General features: G+C 70.5%; 16 protein-coding genes. 8 read left to right on the plus strand and 8 right to left on the minus strand.

All coding sequences use genetic code 11. The annotated features are described in order from the left end of the window. Positions 1–7 precede the first annotated feature (7 nt). The 4 genes from rraA to A4W93_RS15670 all read right to left on the minus strand — a co-directional run bounded on the left by rraA (position 8) and on the right by A4W93_RS15670 (position 4082). Positions 8–505 carry a ribonuclease E activity regulator RraA gene (gene rraA, locus A4W93_RS15655; protein ID WP_085751488.1) on the minus strand — a complete coding sequence of 166 codons (498 nt, stop codon included), beginning with the start codon at positions 503–505 and terminating at the stop codon, positions 8–10. After that, positions 502–987 (minus strand): Lrp/AsnC family transcriptional regulator, encoded by a 486-nt coding sequence (locus A4W93_RS15660; protein WP_085751489.1) that lies wholly within the window; start codon positions 985–987, stop codon positions 502–504. The genes rraA and A4W93_RS15660 overlap by 4 nt, the downstream gene beginning before the upstream one ends. Before the next feature lie 116 nt (positions 988–1103). Next, entirely contained in the window at positions 1104–2819 is a 1716-nt protein-coding gene (locus A4W93_RS15665; RefSeq protein ID WP_085751490.1) for a thiamine pyrophosphate-binding protein, read from the minus strand. Between the two features lie 9 nt (positions 2820–2828). Beyond that, positions 2829–4082, minus strand: coding sequence for an MFS transporter (locus A4W93_RS15670; protein ID WP_085751491.1), 1254 nt, complete (start codon positions 4080–4082; stop codon positions 2829–2831). 98 nt (positions 4083–4180) lie between these two features. Between A4W93_RS15670 and A4W93_RS15675 the strand changes: the two genes are divergently transcribed. Continuing rightward, entirely contained in the window at positions 4181–5014 is an 834-nt protein-coding gene (locus A4W93_RS15675; protein ID WP_085751492.1) for an AraC family transcriptional regulator, read from the plus strand. Positions 5015–5020: 6 nt separating this feature from the next. On the opposite strand, the gene A4W93_RS15680 is transcribed toward A4W93_RS15675, so the two are convergent. Both A4W93_RS15680 and A4W93_RS15685 read right to left on the minus strand, forming a co-directional pair. Continuing rightward, on the minus strand, positions 5021–5794 hold the full coding sequence (locus A4W93_RS15680; protein WP_085751493.1) for a sialate O-acetylesterase: 774 nt from the start codon (positions 5792–5794) through the stop codon (positions 5021–5023). Continuing rightward, positions 5778–6794 (minus strand): acyltransferase family protein, encoded by a 1017-nt coding sequence (locus A4W93_RS15685; RefSeq protein WP_157782169.1) that lies wholly within the window; start codon positions 6792–6794, stop codon positions 5778–5780. The genes A4W93_RS15680 and A4W93_RS15685 overlap by 17 nt, the downstream gene beginning before the upstream one ends. A 199-nt stretch (positions 6795–6993) precedes the next feature. On the opposite strand from A4W93_RS15685, the gene A4W93_RS15690 reads away from it, so the two are divergent. Beyond that, positions 6994–8238: a roadblock/LC7 domain-containing protein gene (locus tag A4W93_RS15690; RefSeq protein WP_085751495.1), complete on the plus strand. Its 1245-nt coding sequence runs from the start codon at positions 6994–6996 to the stop codon at positions 8236–8238. Between the two features lie 15 nt (positions 8239–8253). Here A4W93_RS15690 and A4W93_RS15695 read toward each other — a convergent pair whose 3' ends face one another. After that, positions 8254–9066 (minus strand): PEP-CTERM sorting domain-containing protein, encoded by an 813-nt coding sequence (locus tag A4W93_RS15695; protein ID WP_157131670.1) that lies wholly within the window; start codon positions 9064–9066, stop codon positions 8254–8256. A gap of 219 nt (positions 9067–9285) precedes the next feature. Between A4W93_RS15695 and nadA the strand changes: the two genes are divergently transcribed. The 4 genes from nadA (at position 9286) to A4W93_RS15715 (ending at position 12096) form a co-directional block, all read left to right on the plus strand. Continuing rightward, complete coding sequence (nadA, locus tag A4W93_RS15700; protein WP_085751497.1) at positions 9286–10392, plus strand: quinolinate synthase NadA; 1107 nt, start codon at positions 9286–9288, stop codon at positions 10390–10392. Positions 10393–10400: 8 nt separating this feature from the next. Further along, positions 10401–11267 carry a carboxylating nicotinate-nucleotide diphosphorylase gene (nadC, locus tag A4W93_RS15705; RefSeq protein ID WP_085751498.1) on the plus strand — a complete coding sequence of 289 codons (867 nt, stop codon included), beginning with the start codon at positions 10401–10403 and terminating at the stop codon, positions 11265–11267. Positions 11268–11364: 97 nt separating this feature from the next. Then, the gene (locus tag A4W93_RS15710) at positions 11365–11652 is read left to right on the plus strand and encodes a late competence development ComFB family protein (protein WP_085751499.1); all 288 of its coding nucleotides are present in this window, start codon (positions 11365–11367) and stop codon (positions 11650–11652) included. Positions 11653–11694: 42 nt separating this feature from the next. Then, the gene (locus A4W93_RS15715) at positions 11695–12096 is read left to right on the plus strand and encodes a DUF3192 domain-containing protein (protein ID WP_085751500.1); all 402 of its coding nucleotides are present in this window, start codon (positions 11695–11697) and stop codon (positions 12094–12096) included. Positions 12097–12105: 9 nt separating this feature from the next. On the opposite strand, the gene nadB is transcribed toward A4W93_RS15715, so the two are convergent. Then, the gene (gene nadB / locus A4W93_RS15720; RefSeq protein WP_085751501.1) at positions 12106–13755 is read right to left on the minus strand and encodes an L-aspartate oxidase; all 1650 of its coding nucleotides are present in this window, start codon (positions 13753–13755) and stop codon (positions 12106–12108) included. A gap of 226 nt (positions 13756–13981) precedes the next feature. Here nadB and A4W93_RS15725 point away from each other — a divergent pair, with 226 nt between their 5' ends. Both A4W93_RS15725 and A4W93_RS15730 read left to right on the plus strand, forming a co-directional pair. Continuing rightward, the gene (locus tag A4W93_RS15725; RefSeq protein ID WP_085751502.1) at positions 13982–15214 is read left to right on the plus strand and encodes a roadblock/LC7 domain-containing protein; all 1233 of its coding nucleotides are present in this window, start codon (positions 13982–13984) and stop codon (positions 15212–15214) included. Beyond that, positions 15214–15864, plus strand: coding sequence for a hypothetical protein (locus A4W93_RS15730; protein ID WP_085751503.1), 651 nt, complete (start codon positions 15214–15216; stop codon positions 15862–15864). Before A4W93_RS15725 ends, A4W93_RS15730 begins: the two co-directional genes overlap by 1 nt. Positions 15865–15873: the final 9 nt, after the last annotated feature.

The following is a 15873-nucleotide window of genomic DNA, read 5'->3' on the forward strand; positions in this document are numbered from 1 at the left end:
ACCGGGGTCAGGTCAGCGCCTGGGCCGAAACGACGATGCCGTCCTCGTCGGCGTAGAGCCAGTCGCCCGGGCGCACCCACACGCCCTGCACCTTCACGGCCACGTCGCGCTGGCCTTCGTTGCGGCGTTCGGTGGGCAGCGGGATCAGCGCGAGCGCGCGGATGCCCACGTCGCACACGGCCAGCTCCGCGGCATCGCGCACGCAGCCGTCGACCACGACACCGGCCCAGCCGTTCTTCGCGGCGGCCGCGCCGATGTTGCCGCCGACCAGCGCGCGGCGCAGCGAGCCGCCGCCGTCGACGACCAGCACGCGGCCGTCACCGGGGGATTCGAGCAGCGCCTTGACGTGGGTGTTGTCCTCGAAGCACTTGACCGTGACGACCTGTCCGTGGAACTTGCGGCGCTGGCCGTAGTCGTGGAACACCGGGGGCAGCACGCGGAAGGTGTCGTCGGTGCTGCCCTTGTGGGTGTCGCAGAAGTCGCAGGTCGCGAAGGTCGTGGTCATGCGAGGGAGACTTTCCTGATGATCGTTCGGGGATCATCCCGCGGCACGGGCAGCATGGGCTGGTGCTCGCGCACCGGGTGCAGGATGACGGCGGTGGACACTTCGGTCAGCTGGCCGAACTTCGAGATCACGGCATCGAGGTGGGCCACGTCCATCACCGCGATCTCGAGCAGCCAGTTGTCCTGCCCGGCGACATTGTAGGCATTGACCACCTCGGGGGTCTGCTGCACCACCTTCGTCACCCGCGCCGATTCCGCCCGCCCCAGCCGCAGCAGCGCACGGATGCCGTACCCGAGCTTGCCGAGGTCCACCTTGGCCGTGTAGCCCGTGATGACCCCCGCGGATTCGAGCTTGCGCACGCGTTCGGTGACCCCGGGCTGGCTGAGCTGCACCCGGCGGCCCAGCTCGGCCATCGACAGGCGGGCGTCGCGCTGCAGTTCGGCCAGGATGCGCGTGTCGTGATCGTCGAGATGGGGAATCAAGGCGGGCCTCCACGAAGAATCGGGTACATACCCAGGGTTCGATTCTCGAACCGAGGAGCCGGATACCCGCTCCTCAAAAGATCATACCGCGCCTTCCAAACTCACCAAACCCCCGTTCATTTCTCCTGCCGTGCCTCGGCGGCCTGGCGCAGCGCCGTCAGCGTGGTGCGGCTCGTGCTGACGTCCGCGTCCAGGCGCAGGTGCAGCAGCGTGGGCTTCCCGCTCGCCAGCGCGGCGGCGAAGGCCGGCTCGAAGGCCGCGGTGGTCGACAGCGTCTCCGCCCGCCAGCCGTAGGCCCGCGCGAGCGTCGCGAAGTCGGGGTTGAACAGGTCGCTGCCACTCACCCGCCCAGGATATTCGCGCTCCTGGTGCATGCGGATCGTGCCGTAGGTGCCGTTGTCCACCACGATGCTGATCAGGCGCGTGGCGCCGTAGCCCGTGGCGGTGGCGAGCTCCTGGCCCGTCATCAGGAAGTCGCCGTCGCCGGCGACGTTGACCACCGTGCGGTGCGGATACAGCAGCGAAGCCGCGACCGCCGCCGGCACGCCGTACCCCATTGCCCCGGCCGTGGGCGCGAGCTGCGTGCGGCCGTGGAGCTGCAGCCCGGGGTACTTCACGAAGCGGTGCAACCAGCCCGAGTAGTTGCCGGCACCGTTCGTGTAGACCGTGTCCTCGGGTGCGAGCCGCTGCACCGTCTTCATCACGACGGCCATGTCGAGCGGCTCGACCGCATGGGTCTCGTGGTTCGCGACGTAGTCGGCCTGGGCCGCGGCGGTCCACGCCGTCCACGGCAGCGACACCGGCGCCGTGAGCGACTCCAGCGCCTTCGCGGCGTTCTGCATCGACGCGTTCAGCAGCAGGTCGGCGGCATAGACGCGGCCCAGTTCCTCGGCGCCCGAATGCACGTGGATCAGTTTCTGCGCCGGACGCGGTGCTTGCAGCAGCGTGTAGCCGCCGGTGGTCATCTCGCCCAGGCGCGGCCCCACGGCCAGCACGAGGTCGGCCGAGCGGATGCGTTCGGCGAGCTTCGGGTTGATGCCGATGCCCACGTCACCCGCGTAGTTCGGGTGGCGGTTGTCGAAGAGGTCCTGGAAGCGGAAGGCACAGCCCACCGGCAGCTGCCAGTTCTCGGCGAAGCGCTGCAGCGCCTGGCAGGCCTGGGCGTCCCACCCCGCCCCGCCGGCGATCACGAAGGGTCGTTCGGAGGCGAGCAGCATCGCCCGCACGTCGCGCAGCGCGCCCGGCGCCGGCCAGGCGGTGGCCGGCTCCACGCGCGGCAGCACCGGCGAGGCCGTCATCTGCGTCAGCATGTCCTCCGGCAGCACCAGCACCACGGGGCCGGGACGGCCCTGCATCGCGGTGTGGAACGCACGCGAGACGTACTCGGGCAGGCGGTCGGCGTCCTGCACCTCGCCCACCCACTTGGCGAAGCCGAGGGTGCCGGGGCCGAACACCTGGCGGTAGTCGAGTTCCTGGAAGGCCTCGCGGTCGCGCTGGTCGCTGGCGACCTGGCCGATGAACAGCACCATCGGTGTGCTGTCCTGGAAGGCGGTGTGCAGCCCGATGCTGGCGTTGGTGGCACCCGGCCCGCGTGTCACGAAGCAGATGCCCGGGCGCCCGGTGAGCTTGCCCTGGGCCTCGGCCATGAAGGCCGCCCCACCCTCCTGCCGGCAACCGATGAAGCGGATGTGGTCGCGGTGTTCGTGGAAGCCGTCGAGCACGGCCAGGAAACTTTCACCGGGGACACCGAACACGGTGTCGACACCCTGGGCGACCAGGGCTTCGACGAGCGCGTGCCCGGCCAGGCGGGGGGAAGGCGTGGGCTGGGTCATGCGGCGACTTTAAGCCGCTTTCAGCACCCCGCGCGAGCGGGCCACGCCGGCCCCGACCATCGAGGCCGACAGCACGCCGAGCGCCAGCGCCAGCGCCGAGCCGTAGAACACGCCGTTCGACTGCCCGTGGTCCAGCAGCGAGCCGAAGATCGGGGCCGCGAGCGCGAACCCGAGGTCGAGGCCCGAGTACACCGTGCCGTAGACGCGGCCCGTGGCTCCGGGCGGCGCGGCCTGCTTGATCAGCATGTCGCGCGACGGGCCGGCCAGGCCGGTGCCGAAGCCGGCGATGGCCGCGAGGGCCGCGGCCACCATGCCCGGCAGCCAGCCGGTGCCCACCACCGCCAGCAGCACGGCCGAGGCCAGCAGGCAGGCGCCGATGATCTTCTCGAGCCGCTCGGCCCCCGCCGCGAGGAACCCGCCGACGACCATGCCGGCCGCCCCGAACAGCATGTAGCCGGTCACGACGAAGGCCGTGGCCGTGAGCGGCAGGCCGTACATGCCCTCGAGCGCCGGGCTCGCGAAGCTCTGGATCGCGCTCAGCGCCGCGGTCGAGAAGAAGAAGAACGAGAAGCACAGCCACACGGACGGCAGGCGCAGGAACGCGAGCGGATGTTCCGCCACCACGGCGCGGGCCGCCGGACCCTTGGCCGTCTCATGGGCCCAGGCACCCGCCTTGTCGTCGATGGCATCGCGGTTGAACCACAGGATCGCGATCACGATCAGCGCGTAGGCGGCCATGCTCGCCGAGGCGATGCGCCACGACCCGGTCAGGTTCGTCAGGCCCAGCAGGAAGACGGGCGCGACGGCCCAGCCGAGGTTGCCGCTGATCCCGTGCACCGAGAACGCGTGGCCCAGCCGGGGCTGCGAGACGCGCTTGTTCAGGATGGTGAAGTCGACCGGGTGGAACGGCGCGTTGCCGAGGCCCGCGAGCGAAGCGCCCACGAACAGCCCGGCGTACCCGTTCGCGGTGGCGGTGGCCACGGCCCCGAGCGCGAAGCAGCCCAGCGCGGCGAAGAGGATCGGGCGGGCGCCGATGCGGTCCACCAGGAAGCCGGACAGCGCCTGGCCGACGCCCGAGATCACGAAGAACGTGGAGACCAGCAGCCCCAGTTCGGCGTAGCTGAGCCCGAAGTCGCGGATGAACAGCGGGAACAGCGGCGGCAGCATCAGGTGGAAGAAGTGCGAGGAGCCGTGCGCCAGGCCGATGAGGCCGATGGTGCGGGCGTCCTGCCGGAGGGGGACGGCGGCAGTGGGAGCGGTCATGCGGAACGAAAGAGGGAACCAGGATCGGGATGTGAACTCTAGGCGCCCCGGCCGCGTCCGGGTTACGATAACTCGTCAAGTTCTGTCGAGATCCAGCCATGACCCACCCCGCCGACCGTCCGCGCGCCAGTGTTCCCCCGGTGGATCCGTACCAGTTCGCCCCCACGCCGGAGCATCCCGTGCGGGCGAAACACCGCCGACTGAACGCCGAGACCCGCATCGACCCGCACCAGCATCCATGGGCCCAGCTGGCGTTCTCGATCACCGGGGTGATCCGCCTCACCGCCGACCACGGCACCTACATCGTCCCGCCGTCCCGCGCGGTGTGGATCCCGCCGGGCGTGGAACACGCGGTCAGCGTGCTCGAGGACGCCGAGCTGCGCACCATCTACATCCACCAGGACGAGCACCACTGCGGCCCCGACAACGGCCGCGCCGCCCCGGATTCGCCGTGGCGCACGTGCCGCGTGCTGGAGGTGTCGAGCCTGATGCGCGAACTGGTGATGCAGCTCACCGTGGCACCGGGCGAGCTGGCCCCGTCCGACCGGGAGTACCACCTGAGCGCGCTGGTGCTCGACGAGCTGCGCCGGGCCAAGCCCGTGCCGCTGGGCGTCGCCCTGCCCCGCGACAAGCGGCTGCTGTCGCTGTGCGAAGCGGTGATCGAGGACCCGGGCCGCTGGGCCACGCTGGACGACTGCGCCCGGGGCACCGGCGCCAGCCCGCGCACCGTGGCCCGCCTGTTCCGCAGCGAACTGGGCACCACCTTCCTGCAGTGGCGCCAGCAGGTGCTGCTCGCGAAGGCGCTGGCGATGGCCGCCCGGCGGCTGCCCATGGCGGTCATCTCGGCCGAGCTGGGCTACGCGAGCCCGAGCGCCTTCACGGCGATGGTGCGCCGCTCGGTGGGCGCCCCGCCCAGCCGGTTCTTCAACTGACCGGCGTCAGAACCAGTACAGCAGCGTTTCCTTGCGGATCGCGTCGGACGCCTTGTCGGCCGCGTCGATCGCCTCCACCCAGCGCCGGGCCATCTCCTCCTGCCCCACGGCCTCGAGGTGGCACGACTCCGAGCGGAAGGTGCTGCCCACCGCATCGGCGTCCGGGCCCGGGAAGATGCGCAGGTGGGCGTTCCGCGCGAACTCGGTCTGCGCGTGCCACAGTGCCGGATCGTTCTGACCGCCACACCCCGAATGGCGCGCCACCAGGATCTTGCCGGCGTCCGCGCCCAGGCGGATCTGCTTGAGCACCTGGCCCAGGCCCTGCTGGTACCGGCGGGCGTCGCCGCCCCGGTCCGACGCCCCCTGGAGCCACAGCACGTAGTCGAAGTGGATCTGCTTCCCGCGGGCCACCTGCAACGCAGCCGCGAGGCGCGCCTGCGCCGGGCCCTTGCCGAGCCAGTCGGCCATGCGGGCGCCCTCCACGCCCACCGGCAGGAAGACCACCTTCTCCGCATGCCGCGCCGCCCTCAGGCGGCGGCCGAGCGGCGTCCAGAGGGAACCCTTCGCGCAGTCGGCACCCGCGAGCGGGTCGGCCGCCGGACGCTCCACCCCGTCGGGGCCCAGCTGGTACACCCCGGCCTCGGGCGGGGACACCTGCGCGTGGCAGTTCGACGCCATCGTCTCGCCCACCGCCAGGATGTAGAGCGGCTCGGCCCGCGCCGCGCCGACACAGGCCCAGGCAACGAGCCCGGCCAGCAGCGCCCTAGTAGCCGATGACATAGCGGCTCCTCGCCTTCAGCGTGAACTTCGCGGCCTCCGCGAGGAGCACCGACAGGCCGAGCACGAACGCCGTCTCGACCGCGAAATAGACCAGGGACGGCGACTGCGCGATCGGGGCGCGCTCGAGCACCTTCTGGAAGATCAGCATCAGGAACCCGTGGATGAAGTACAGCCCGAAGCTCAGGCGCGCGAAGTAGCCCAGCACGGGGTTCGGGCGATCGAGGAACTCCTGGAACAGCAGGAACACCGTGACCAGCAGGCCCACCTTCCCGAGCTGGCGGAAGTTCAGGTGCCCGAGCCCCTCGGCGAAGGTGTTGGCGGTCTGGCCGAAGGTGAAGAAGCCGGTGGCGGCGACGGCGAACCACACGGCCCCCGCCACCATCAGGACCCGTGACGCCGGGGTGCCTTTCAGCCGCGCGATGGCGGGCGCATGGACCGAACACACGATGCCGGCCAGGTAGAAGCCGATGAAGTGCAACAGGGCCAGCAGCGGGTTCAGGTTCTCGAAAGGCCGCTCGGAAAACACCGTGAACACGAGCCCCACGAGGGCCAGCCCGTGGATCAGCCACGTGCGCGACAGCCGGATGAACACGAACGACAGCCCGAAGACCAGCGAGATCATCGGGATGAACCACAGCGGCGGGACCATCGCCCCGCCCACCACGAGCGACCAGGCGACGTACCCCGGTACGGACACCCCCAGGAACTGCGGCCGGGACAGCGCGATGCCGAGCGCGATCGCGATCACCGACAGCAGCAGGTACGGGAGCACGATGACCTGGAACTTCCGCGCGAGGTACCGCGGGTACGAGAAGCGGTCGTGCTGGGTGTGGTGGAACAGGAAGCCCGAGATGAAGACGAACCAGGAGGTGGCGTCGGACAGGAAGAAGTGCACGTACTCCCCCACCCCCGGCATGCCGCGCACCGAGCCTTCATGGGACAGCACGACGAAGAGGATCGCGAGGCCCCGCAGGTTCTCGACCGGATAGCTGTGTTTCATGTGGGCGGGCCTGGGCGCGACGGGCGTACTTGTAACACGCGGAAGGACGGCTGCGGCGCGGCACCGCCCACCCCGATGGGGGTGAAATCGCATCAGCCTGTGTCAGGGCCACACCATTGGTTGCACGTCCCCGCCACGCGCGGGGCTAGACTGGTGTGACAAATTGCGCACTTCGTGGCATCGCGCAGAAGGACACACCATGCTCTCATCCCTCTTCGGCGACCTCCGTTCCATCCGGGGCACCCACCCGGATGGTCCCGACGGCGAGGAAGGCGGCTTCGCCGCCACCGCCCTGATGGAAAGCACCGCCACCGAGGTCAACGACCAGGGGCAAATGGTCGACAACCACCAGCGCGACCTGGTGGTGGTCGGTTCCCCGGCGCAGGCCATCCGCGACCAGTTCGCCAACACCCGGGCCGACCTGGAAACAGCCACCCGCCAGATCACGCTGCTCGACCCCACCGGGGTCTGGGCCACGTCGGTCATCAAGGCGCTGTCCGATGCCACCGGCCGCCCCATCGAGCGGCTCCACCTGCGCGAGCAGGGCACGCTGCGCACGCTGGCCGTCATCGAACGCACCACGCTCGACCGCCGCAACGAAGACACGCTGCGCATCTACCACGCCGACGTGCGCGCCCCGGGGGCCGACAACGCCGCGATCCCCACCGCCCTGATGGAACGCAGCCACATGACCGCGGTGATCGTGGGCGCCATGTCCCCGAGCGCCATCGACGCCATGCTCGAGGCGCTGCAGCAGGCGGTGGCCCAGCCCAACTGGCGCTGCCCCACCCTGCTCTTCATGCTGCCGCCCAACGCCGTCTGGATCGCCAACAAGGTGGCCATGTACACCTGGCCGCCCGCACTGCGGGTGCAGGTGCTCAACGAGGCGCTCACCAGCGCGTCGTCCGTCTGGAACTCGCTGCTCGGCATCTGGAACCGCGTGAAGACCGTGCCCACGTGGCAGCCGCCCCAGGCGCCCGAGGAACACGGCCTCGAAGGCTTCCCCATCAAGGTCGCCGACCTGCCGAAGGCCGACGCCCCGGTGGTCGTGTCCGCGCCGGCCCGCAAGCACCACCTCGCGCCCCAGGCGGCCGACCGCGCGGTGGCGGCCATGCTGGGCATTGAGGGCCTGCTCGGCTGCGCCGTGGTCGACGCCGCCACCGGCTTCACCCTCGCCCGCCAGAGCCGCGAAGACCAGCCCGTGCACCTCGAACTGGCCGCGGCCGGCAGCGCGCAGGTGCTGCGCGCCCATCAGCAGTCGGCGCGCAGCATGGGCCTCGACGACGAGATCGAGGAGATCATGACCAGCGCCGGCGGCCGCCACCATGTGCTGCGCATGGTGTCGCACCACAAGGGGCTGTTCCTCTTCGCGCTGCTGGACAAGCAGCGGGCGAACCTGGCGCTCGCCCGCTACAAGCTCATGGAAGCTGAACAGGGTCTTTGACGGGTGGGGCCGCGCTCAGCCGCGGCGCGCGCGGCGCCGTGCGGCGAACGCCGCCAGGCCGCCCACGGTCAGCAGCGCGAGGCTGCCCGGCTCCGGCACGGCAGCCGTCTGGATCGTCAACGTGCTGCCGTCGAACGTCACGATGCTGCCATAGGCCGTCGCCCCGTCCGTGTTGTCGATGTACCAGAGGCGGGCGGCCTGCCCGACCGGGTTGCTGAACGCCAGACCATAGGCCGCGTCGGCCTGAGGACTCCAGTAGCCATAGCCGCTCGCCGCGATGATGCTCTCTCCGTTCAAACTCCAGTTTCCCGGGTAGTCTTGGGGACCCCCATGAGTTCCGGTCCGATCGATCGGTGCCAAGACGGGGTTCAGCACCATGGAGGCCAGCGAGCCGAGCCCCGTGGCGACATGCGACGCGGTGGCCGTGGCCTCGTTCACCTGCAGCGTGGCCATCGCCCTGCCCCAGGCCGGTGAGTTGGGGCGAGCGCCCCCGCCCCGACTGCCCGTCACGTTCGCCAGCAGCCAGCGGGTGCCGGACGTGGCCGTCCCGTCGAACAGATTGGTGTCGAGCCCGCGATACGTCTCGAACATCGGACCCAGGTCGATGATGTGGGTGCCGACGGTGCTGGTGTACGCGTCCAGCTCGTACCAACGGATGCCGGTGTCCATGACGTACGAGCGCTGTTCGTCGAAGACGACGATGAAGGTTTCCGTGAAGGGGGCCGACCCTTCGTAGTTCCCGTCGTTGAAGATGGCGGCATGCGAGGCCGCCGGCAGTGCCACGGCGAGCATCGCGACGGTTGTCGCGTCGAGCGGGTGAAGTTTCACGATGATGGTTCTCCCTGAGGCTGGTGCAGTCACCCCTCCGCACGGAGGTGGCGATCCGGGAGCACCTTAAAAGGCTTGCGTGTCGCGCCGCGCTCGCACCGAACCGCGGCGATGAGCCATCCGGACATGTCCACCACCATCCCGGCGCCGGCGCGTGACCATGCTCTCGGCTACCATTGACCACCGGCGGGCCTGTGCCGCCTGCAGCCAGGTTGTTCCATGAGCCAAGTTCTCTTCGACTATCCCCAGCAGGACGCCAGCGGCGCCACCTGCACCGCCCACGCCTGGGCCAAGGTCCCCGAACCCCTCACCCCCGACCGCCGCACCGCGCTGATGGCCCGCGCGAAGACGCTGCTGAAGGAGCGCAACGCGGTGCTCGTCGCGCACTACTACGTCGACGGCGACCTGCAGGACCTGGCGATGGAAACCGGCGGCTGCGTGGCCGACTCGCTGGAGATGGCCCGGTTCGGCCGCGACCACGCGAGCCAGACGCTCATCGTGGCGGGCGTGAAGTTCATGGGCGAGTCCGCCAAGATCCTCAGCCCCGAGAAGCGGGTGCTGATGCCCGACCTCGACGCCACCTGCTCGCTCGACCTGGGCTGCCCGGCCGACGACTTCGCCGCCTTCTGCGACGCCCACCCCGACCGAGAGGTGGTGGTCTACGCGAACACCAGCGCCGCCGTGAAGGCGCGGGCCGACTGGATGGTCACGAGCTCCTGCGCACTCGCCATCGTCCAGCACCTGAAGGACCAGGGCAAGAAGGTGCTGTGGGCCCCCGACCGCCACCTGGGCCGCTACATCCAGGAGAACACCGGCGCCGACATGCTGATGTGGAACGGCGCGTGCATCGTGCACGACGAGTTCCGCGGCGTCGAACTGGACCTGCTTCGGGCCGAGTACCCCGACGCCAAGGTGCTGGTGCACCCCGAGTCGCCGCGCAGCGTGGTTGAGCAGGCCGACGTGGTGGGTTCCACCTCGCAGATGCTCAACGCGGTCACCTCGATGGACGCGCAGACCTTCATCGTCGCCACCGACAACGGCATCCTGCACCGCATGCGGCAGATGGCGCCCACCAAGACGCTCATCGAAGCCCCCACCGCGGGCAACAGCGCCACCTGCAAGAGCTGCGCGCACTGCCCGTGGATGGCCATGAACGCGCTGCAGGGCGTGGTCGACTGCCTGGAGCGCGGCACCGGCGAGATCTTCGTCGACGAGCCCATCCGCTCGCAGGCGCTCGGCTGCATCGACCGAATGCTCGACTTCGTCAAGAACAACCCGGCGAGCGTGCAGAAGCCCGGCTTCGTCAAGAACATCGGCGCCGCCTGAACCCATCCATGTACGACTTCAACGAATCGCTCGAGCAGGCCCGCACCCGCAACATCCGTGACGCCCTGGTCGAGGACATCGGACGCAACGACTGGACCGCGCAGCTCGTCCCCGCGGGCCAGCGCGTGCGCGCCCGCGTGCTGGTGCGCGAGGACGCCGTGCTGTGCGGCCGCGACTGGTTCGACGGCTGCTTCGCGGCCCTCGACCCCACGGCCACCGTCACCTGGCAGGCCGCCGAAGGCGCCCGCCTCGCCCCCGACACGGTCGTGTGCCTGATCGAGGCCGACGCCCGCGCCTTGCTCACGGCCGAACGCCCCGCGCTGAACTTCCTGCAGCTGCTGTCCGGCGTCGCCACCACCACGCGCCGCCACGTCGACGCGATGGGCAACGCCTCCACGAACCCGAAGGGTTGCGCCGTGCTCGACACGCGCAAGACCCTCCCCGGCCTGCGCCAGGCCCAGAAGTACGCGGTGCGCGTGGGCGGCGGCCAGAACCAGCGCCTCGCGCTGTGGCACGGCATCCTGATCAAGGAGAACCACATCGCCGCCGCCGGCGGTGTGGCCCAGGCCCTGCGCAACGCGCAGGCGCTGCAGTCGGGCGTGGACATCCAGGTCGAGGTCGAGTCCATCGAGCAGCTGCGCGAGGCGCTGGGCGCCGGCGCCACCAGCGTGCTGCTCGACAACTTCACGCGCGAGATGATGATCGAGGCGGTGGCCGTCACCGCCGGCCGCGCGCTGCTCGAGGTGTCGGGTAACGTGAAGATCGAGCAGATGGCAGACATCGCCGCCACGGGCGTCGACCGCATCTCGATCGGCCGGCTGACCAAGGACGTCAAGGCCACCGACTACTCGATGCGGGTGCTCGAACGCCTCTGATCGCGCCCGGGGCGTGGCAGCCGTCACGCAAACGGCACCCACGCCGCCCGGCGCGCGCCTACAGTGGAAGTCCATCGGTTTTCCCGGCGCGACACCCATGAGTGCAGATTTCGAATCCATCCACAACTACCACGAACACGCCGTGTTCGACGCCGTGATGGCGGCCCTGAAGGACCACCCGCACCTCCAGGGCAGCGAGCTGCTGGCCGACATCGCGTGCGTGGCGCTGAACCGCCTCCCGCCGCGCTACATCCGCCACCCGGTGGACTTCTCGTTCTACCTGAGCGAGAAGGAACGCGCCGAGATCGAGAAGCAGATCGCCGAATCCGTGGCCTTCGCCTTCCAGTTCGTCCAGGCCCGCGCGGCCATGCGCGCCCGCACCTGACCTCCCGCTTCCTCAACCCGCTCGCCCCCTGACCAGAGCCTCATGACCCGTACCTTGACCGCCGCCCTCCTCGCGGCGCTGCTGACCGCCTGCGCCACCGGTGCCAACGAAGTCTCCCTCGCGCAGCTCGCGAAGGAAAACCAGGCCAACGTGGGCCAGCTCGCGATCGGTGCCGACCGCGCGCAGACGATGGCCCTGATGGGCACGAAGACCGCCAAGACACGCGACGGCCTGGTCACCAACCCGTTCCGCACGGAAGCGTTCAAGGACGCAAAGGGTGCGCGCTACGAGATCCACTACTACGTGGTGGCGCCCAACCGCAAGTTCCAGACGCTGAAGCAGGGCCAGATGACCCCGCTCGTCTTCAAGAACGACACACTGGTCGGCTGGGGCGACGAAGCCCTGCAGCAGGCCAAGAGCGTCCAGCCAGGCGCGGCGCGTTGACCCGAGGGCTCAGTTCCCCCAGCCCGACAACAAGCTGTCCGGCCGCTGCGCCCCGCTGGCCGCGGGACGCACCAGCACCGTGGGGAAACTCACCGGCAGCGTGAGCGGGAAGTCGCGGCTGTAGTGCAGGCCGCGGCTCTCGTGGCGCATCAGCGCCGAGCGCACGATGAGCTCGGCGCAGTCGACGAGGTTGCGCAGTTCCAGCAGGTCGCGGCTCACGCGGAAGTTCGCGTAGTAGTCCTGGATCTCGCTGCGCAGCAGCAGGATGCGGTGCAGCGCCCGTTCCAGCCGCTTGGTGGTGCGCACGATGCCCACGTAGTTCCACATCAGCAGCCGCAGCTCGTCCCAGTTGTGGGCGATGACCACCTGCTCGTCGGCGTTCTCGACCTTGCTCTCGTCCCACGCCGGCAGCACCGGGTGCGGGCCGTGGCGGCGCGAGAGGATGTCCTCCGCGCAGGTGCGGCCGAACACCACGCATTCGAGCAGCGAGTTGCTCGCCAGGCGGTTCGCCCCGTGCAGGCCCGTGTAGGTGGTCTCGCCCACCGCGTACAGCCCCGGCAGGTCGGTGCGCCCCTGCAGGTCGGTGACCACGCCGCCGCACGTGTAGTGCGCCGCGGGCACCACCGGGATGGGCTGGCGCGCGATGTCGATGCCCAGTTGCAGGCAGCGGGCGTGGATCGTGGGGAAGTGTTCCTTCAGGAAGGCTTCGCCGAGGTGCGTGGCGTCGAGCAGCACGTAGTCGACGCCGTGCTTCTTCATCTCGAAGTCGATGGCGCGGGCGACGATGTCGCGCGGGGCCAGTTCGCCGCGTTCGTCGTGGGCCGGCATGAAGCGCGTGCCGTCGGGCAGCAGCAGCCGCCCCCCCTCCCCGCGCAGCGCCTCCGTGATCAGGAAGCTGCGTTCCTGCGGGTGGTACAGGCAGGTGGGATGGAACTGGATGAACTCCATGTTGCCCACCCGGCAACCCGCCCGCCAGGCCATCGCGATGCCGTCGCCGGTGGAGGTCTCGGGGTTCGTCGTGTAGCGGTACACCTTGCCCGCGCCGCCCGTGGCCATCACCACCGCCGACGCGGCGAGGGTCTCGACCCGCTGGGTCTCGATGTCGAGGGCATAGATGCCGTAGCAGCGCGCCGGCTCGTCGCGCTTGAGGTGGCGGGACGTGATGATGTCGAGCGCCATCCAGCGCTCCAGCAGGCGGATGTTCGGGTGGCGCGAGACCTCGTCGAGCAGCGTCTGGTGGATGGCCTTGCCCGTGGCGTCGGCCGCATGGGCGATGCGGCGCACCGCGTGGCCGCCCTCGCGGGTCAGGTGCAGGCCCAGCGGGCCGTCGGGGTCCGGCGAAAACGGCACGCCCCGGGCCACGAGCCACTCGATGACCTCGGCGCTGTGCTGGGCGATGAAGCGGGCGGTGTGTTCGTCGACGAGGCCGGCGCCGGCGTCCTGCGTGTCGCGCACGTGGGACTCGATGCTGTCATCGGTGCCGAGCACGCCCACGATGCCGCCCTGGGCCCACGCGGTCGCGGCTTCGTCGAGGCCGCGCTTGGCCAGCACGACGACGGGCCGGTCCTGCGCGAGGTGGAGCGCCACGGTGAGCCCCGCCAACCCGGCCCCCACGATCACCACGGGCAGGTCGGACACATCGGCGGGATTCGAGGACATGGCAGGGAAGCCGCCCGGACAGCCGCTTCGGAGTTCAGTGAGTCGCCGATTCTATCGGGGTGTCACAAAAACTTCGCAGGGGCCCGCTTCGGAGGGATTTCCGCCCGGGTGCGGCACATGACACGATCGCGGCCGTCACATTCCGAAACAATCAGCGATACTTCGCGAACAGGGGCCGGACGGAGTCGGCGACGGCGCGTCTTCGGGCATCGGGGGAATTTCAATCATGGCAGTGTCAGCCACAGGGGCGGATGGCGAAGCGGAGGCCTGGCAGGCCACGCGATCGCAGACCAACATCGCCACGCAGATCGCGGGCGACGAGAACGACTACCTGGCGAGCCAGGCCGATGTGGGGAACATCGGGCGGCACGTCGGCGGGGACCAGCACGAGTTGTTCGTCTCCTGCGCCCCGGCGGAAGCGCTGCAGCAGCAGTTGGACCACCTGCGGCCCGACTACATCGCGCTGCACGACCTCGGCACCACGTCCACACGCAAGCTGCTCGCGAGCGTCGCCGCGGCCAGCCAGCGTTCGCTGCAGAAGCTCGTGATCCGCCGCCAGGGCTACGGGACGCCGCTCGCCGCGCTCGAGTTCCTCGACCTGCCGACGGGCGACGGTTCGTCGCTGCGCCTCTACACCACCGAGACCGACGCCGACACCCACACGCGCCAGGACATCGCCCGCGTGCTGCTCGCGTACAGCCGGCTGGGCGTGCTGATGGTGGGCGACCTGCCGGCCCACCTGCTGAAGTCGTCGCTCGAGCCGCTGCACGAGGCCATGGTGGTGGGCCCTTGGATCAACCGCAACGTGCTGCTGCTGCCCCTCGCGTCGTCGGCCACGCTGGCCCACGAAGGCATGTCGCTCGGACGCGGCACCGGCGTGCAGGTGCGCACCACGCCGCAGGTGACCCGCCCGGCCGACGCCTGGTCGTTCGTCAGCGGCACCTGGAACAAGCTGCGTGAGCAGTGGCGCCCGGCCGCGCCGCCCCCGCCCGCGCCGGCCCCGACGCCCATCGCCGCCGCACCGGCGCCGATGACCCCCATGCCGGCCGTGCGCCCGGCCGCCCAGGCGCCCGGCACCTCGCCGGCCGTCGAGTCCACGCTCGGCCGCTACGTGCGCCTGCTGGCCGACCTGCCCGGGGTCGTCAGCTGCTGCGTCTTCGACGTGCAGAACGCCCGTCCCCTGGTGCACGCCGGCGCGCGCCCGGGCCCGGAGGAACTCGCGGCCAACGGCAGCGCGATGCTCGCCGCCCTCGGCACGGCCAGCCGCACGCTGGGCCTCGGCCATGCGCTGCCGGAAGCGGCCGTCACGCTCGGTGCGCACCACCTCGTGCTGCGCGGGGTGCCCAAGCACCCGGGCGTGGCCCTGCACGCCGTGCTCGACAAGACCCACGCGAACCTGACCCTGGCACGCCTGCAGATCGGCAGAATGGACAGCCTGTTCGACGAACCCACCAGCTGATGTCCCGACTCGCCTCCCAGAAGCAGCGCCTGTACGGCGCGGGCCGCGCCCTCGTGCTGTCCCTGGGCCGGCCGGCCGACTGGGAGCTCGTGGCGGCGGTCTGGCAAGGCGTGCAGCTCGACCTGGACCTGCCCGCGCCGGCCATCGCCGTGTCGGGCACCGATGCATACCAGCTGTGGTTCTTCCTGGCCTCGCCGGTGTCCGAGGCCGACGGCCTGGCGTTCCTCGACGCCCTGCGCCAGCGCTACTGGGCCGACGTGAAGCCGGCGCGTGTCTCGGCCTTCGCGGGCGATGCGCTGCCGGTGGTGCCGGCCGTGGTGGATGCCGAGGGCAACTGGTCGGCCTTCGTGGCCCGCGACCTCGCCCCGGTGTTCGCCGACACGCCGTGGCTCGACATCCCGCCCAACGAGGACGGGCAGGCCGACCTGCTCCAGGGGCTCGCGGCCATCACGCCGGAGGCCTGGTCGGAAGCCTGGGCGACGCTGTCGCCGGTGGAGGTGCCCGCCCCCGCCACGGCGCCCGCGGGCACGGCAGCGCCCGCCGGCACGACCACGGACCCGAGGGAATTCCTGCTGCGGGTGATGAACGATCCCGCGGCGCCCCTCGCGCTGCGCATCGAGGCGGCGAAGGCGCTGTTGCCGGCGCGCTGAGCGCGCCGG

This window comes from Piscinibacter gummiphilus (genome assembly GCF_002116905.1).
Lineage (GTDB): Bacteria > Pseudomonadota > Gammaproteobacteria > Burkholderiales > Burkholderiaceae_C > Rhizobacter > Rhizobacter gummiphilus.

What these genes read in the sequence shown, in the direction of transcription:
- A4W93_RS15670 (WP_085751491.1), bottom strand. Translation starts at nt 4,082, where the DNA reads ATGACCGCTCCCACTGCCGCCGTCCCCCTCCGGCAGGACGCCCGCACC.
- A4W93_RS15680 (WP_085751493.1), bottom strand. Translation starts at nt 5,794, where the DNA reads ATGTCATCGGCTACTAGGGCGCTGCTGGCCGGGCTCGTTGCCTGGGCC.
- A4W93_RS15675 (WP_085751492.1), top strand. Translation starts at nt 4,181, where the DNA reads ATGACCCACCCCGCCGACCGTCCGCGCGCCAGTGTTCCCCCGGTGGAT.
- nadB (WP_085751501.1), bottom strand. Translation starts at nt 13,755, where the DNA reads ATGTCCTCGAATCCCGCCGATGTGTCCGACCTGCCCGTGGTGATCGTG.
- A4W93_RS15715 (WP_085751500.1), top strand. Translation starts at nt 11,695, where the DNA reads ATGACCCGTACCTTGACCGCCGCCCTCCTCGCGGCGCTGCTGACCGCC.
- nadC (WP_085751498.1), top strand. Translation starts at nt 10,401, where the DNA reads ATGTACGACTTCAACGAATCGCTCGAGCAGGCCCGCACCCGCAACATC.
- rraA (WP_085751488.1), bottom strand. Translation starts at nt 505, where the DNA reads ATGACCACGACCTTCGCGACCTGCGACTTCTGCGACACCCACAAGGGC.
- A4W93_RS15725 (WP_085751502.1), top strand. Translation starts at nt 13,982, where the DNA reads ATGGCAGTGTCAGCCACAGGGGCGGATGGCGAAGCGGAGGCCTGGCAG.
- A4W93_RS15710 (WP_085751499.1), top strand. Translation starts at nt 11,365, where the DNA reads ATGAGTGCAGATTTCGAATCCATCCACAACTACCACGAACACGCCGTG.
- A4W93_RS15730 (WP_085751503.1), top strand. Translation starts at nt 15,214, where the DNA reads ATGTCCCGACTCGCCTCCCAGAAGCAGCGCCTGTACGGCGCGGGCCGC.
- A4W93_RS15685 (WP_157782169.1), bottom strand. Translation starts at nt 6,794, where the DNA reads ATGAAACACAGCTATCCGGTCGAGAACCTGCGGGGCCTCGCGATCCTC.
- A4W93_RS15665 (WP_085751490.1), bottom strand. Translation starts at nt 2,819, where the DNA reads ATGACCCAGCCCACGCCTTCCCCCCGCCTGGCCGGGCACGCGCTCGTC.
- nadA (WP_085751497.1), top strand. Translation starts at nt 9,286, where the DNA reads ATGAGCCAAGTTCTCTTCGACTATCCCCAGCAGGACGCCAGCGGCGCC.
- A4W93_RS15690 (WP_085751495.1), top strand. Translation starts at nt 6,994, where the DNA reads ATGCTCTCATCCCTCTTCGGCGACCTCCGTTCCATCCGGGGCACCCAC.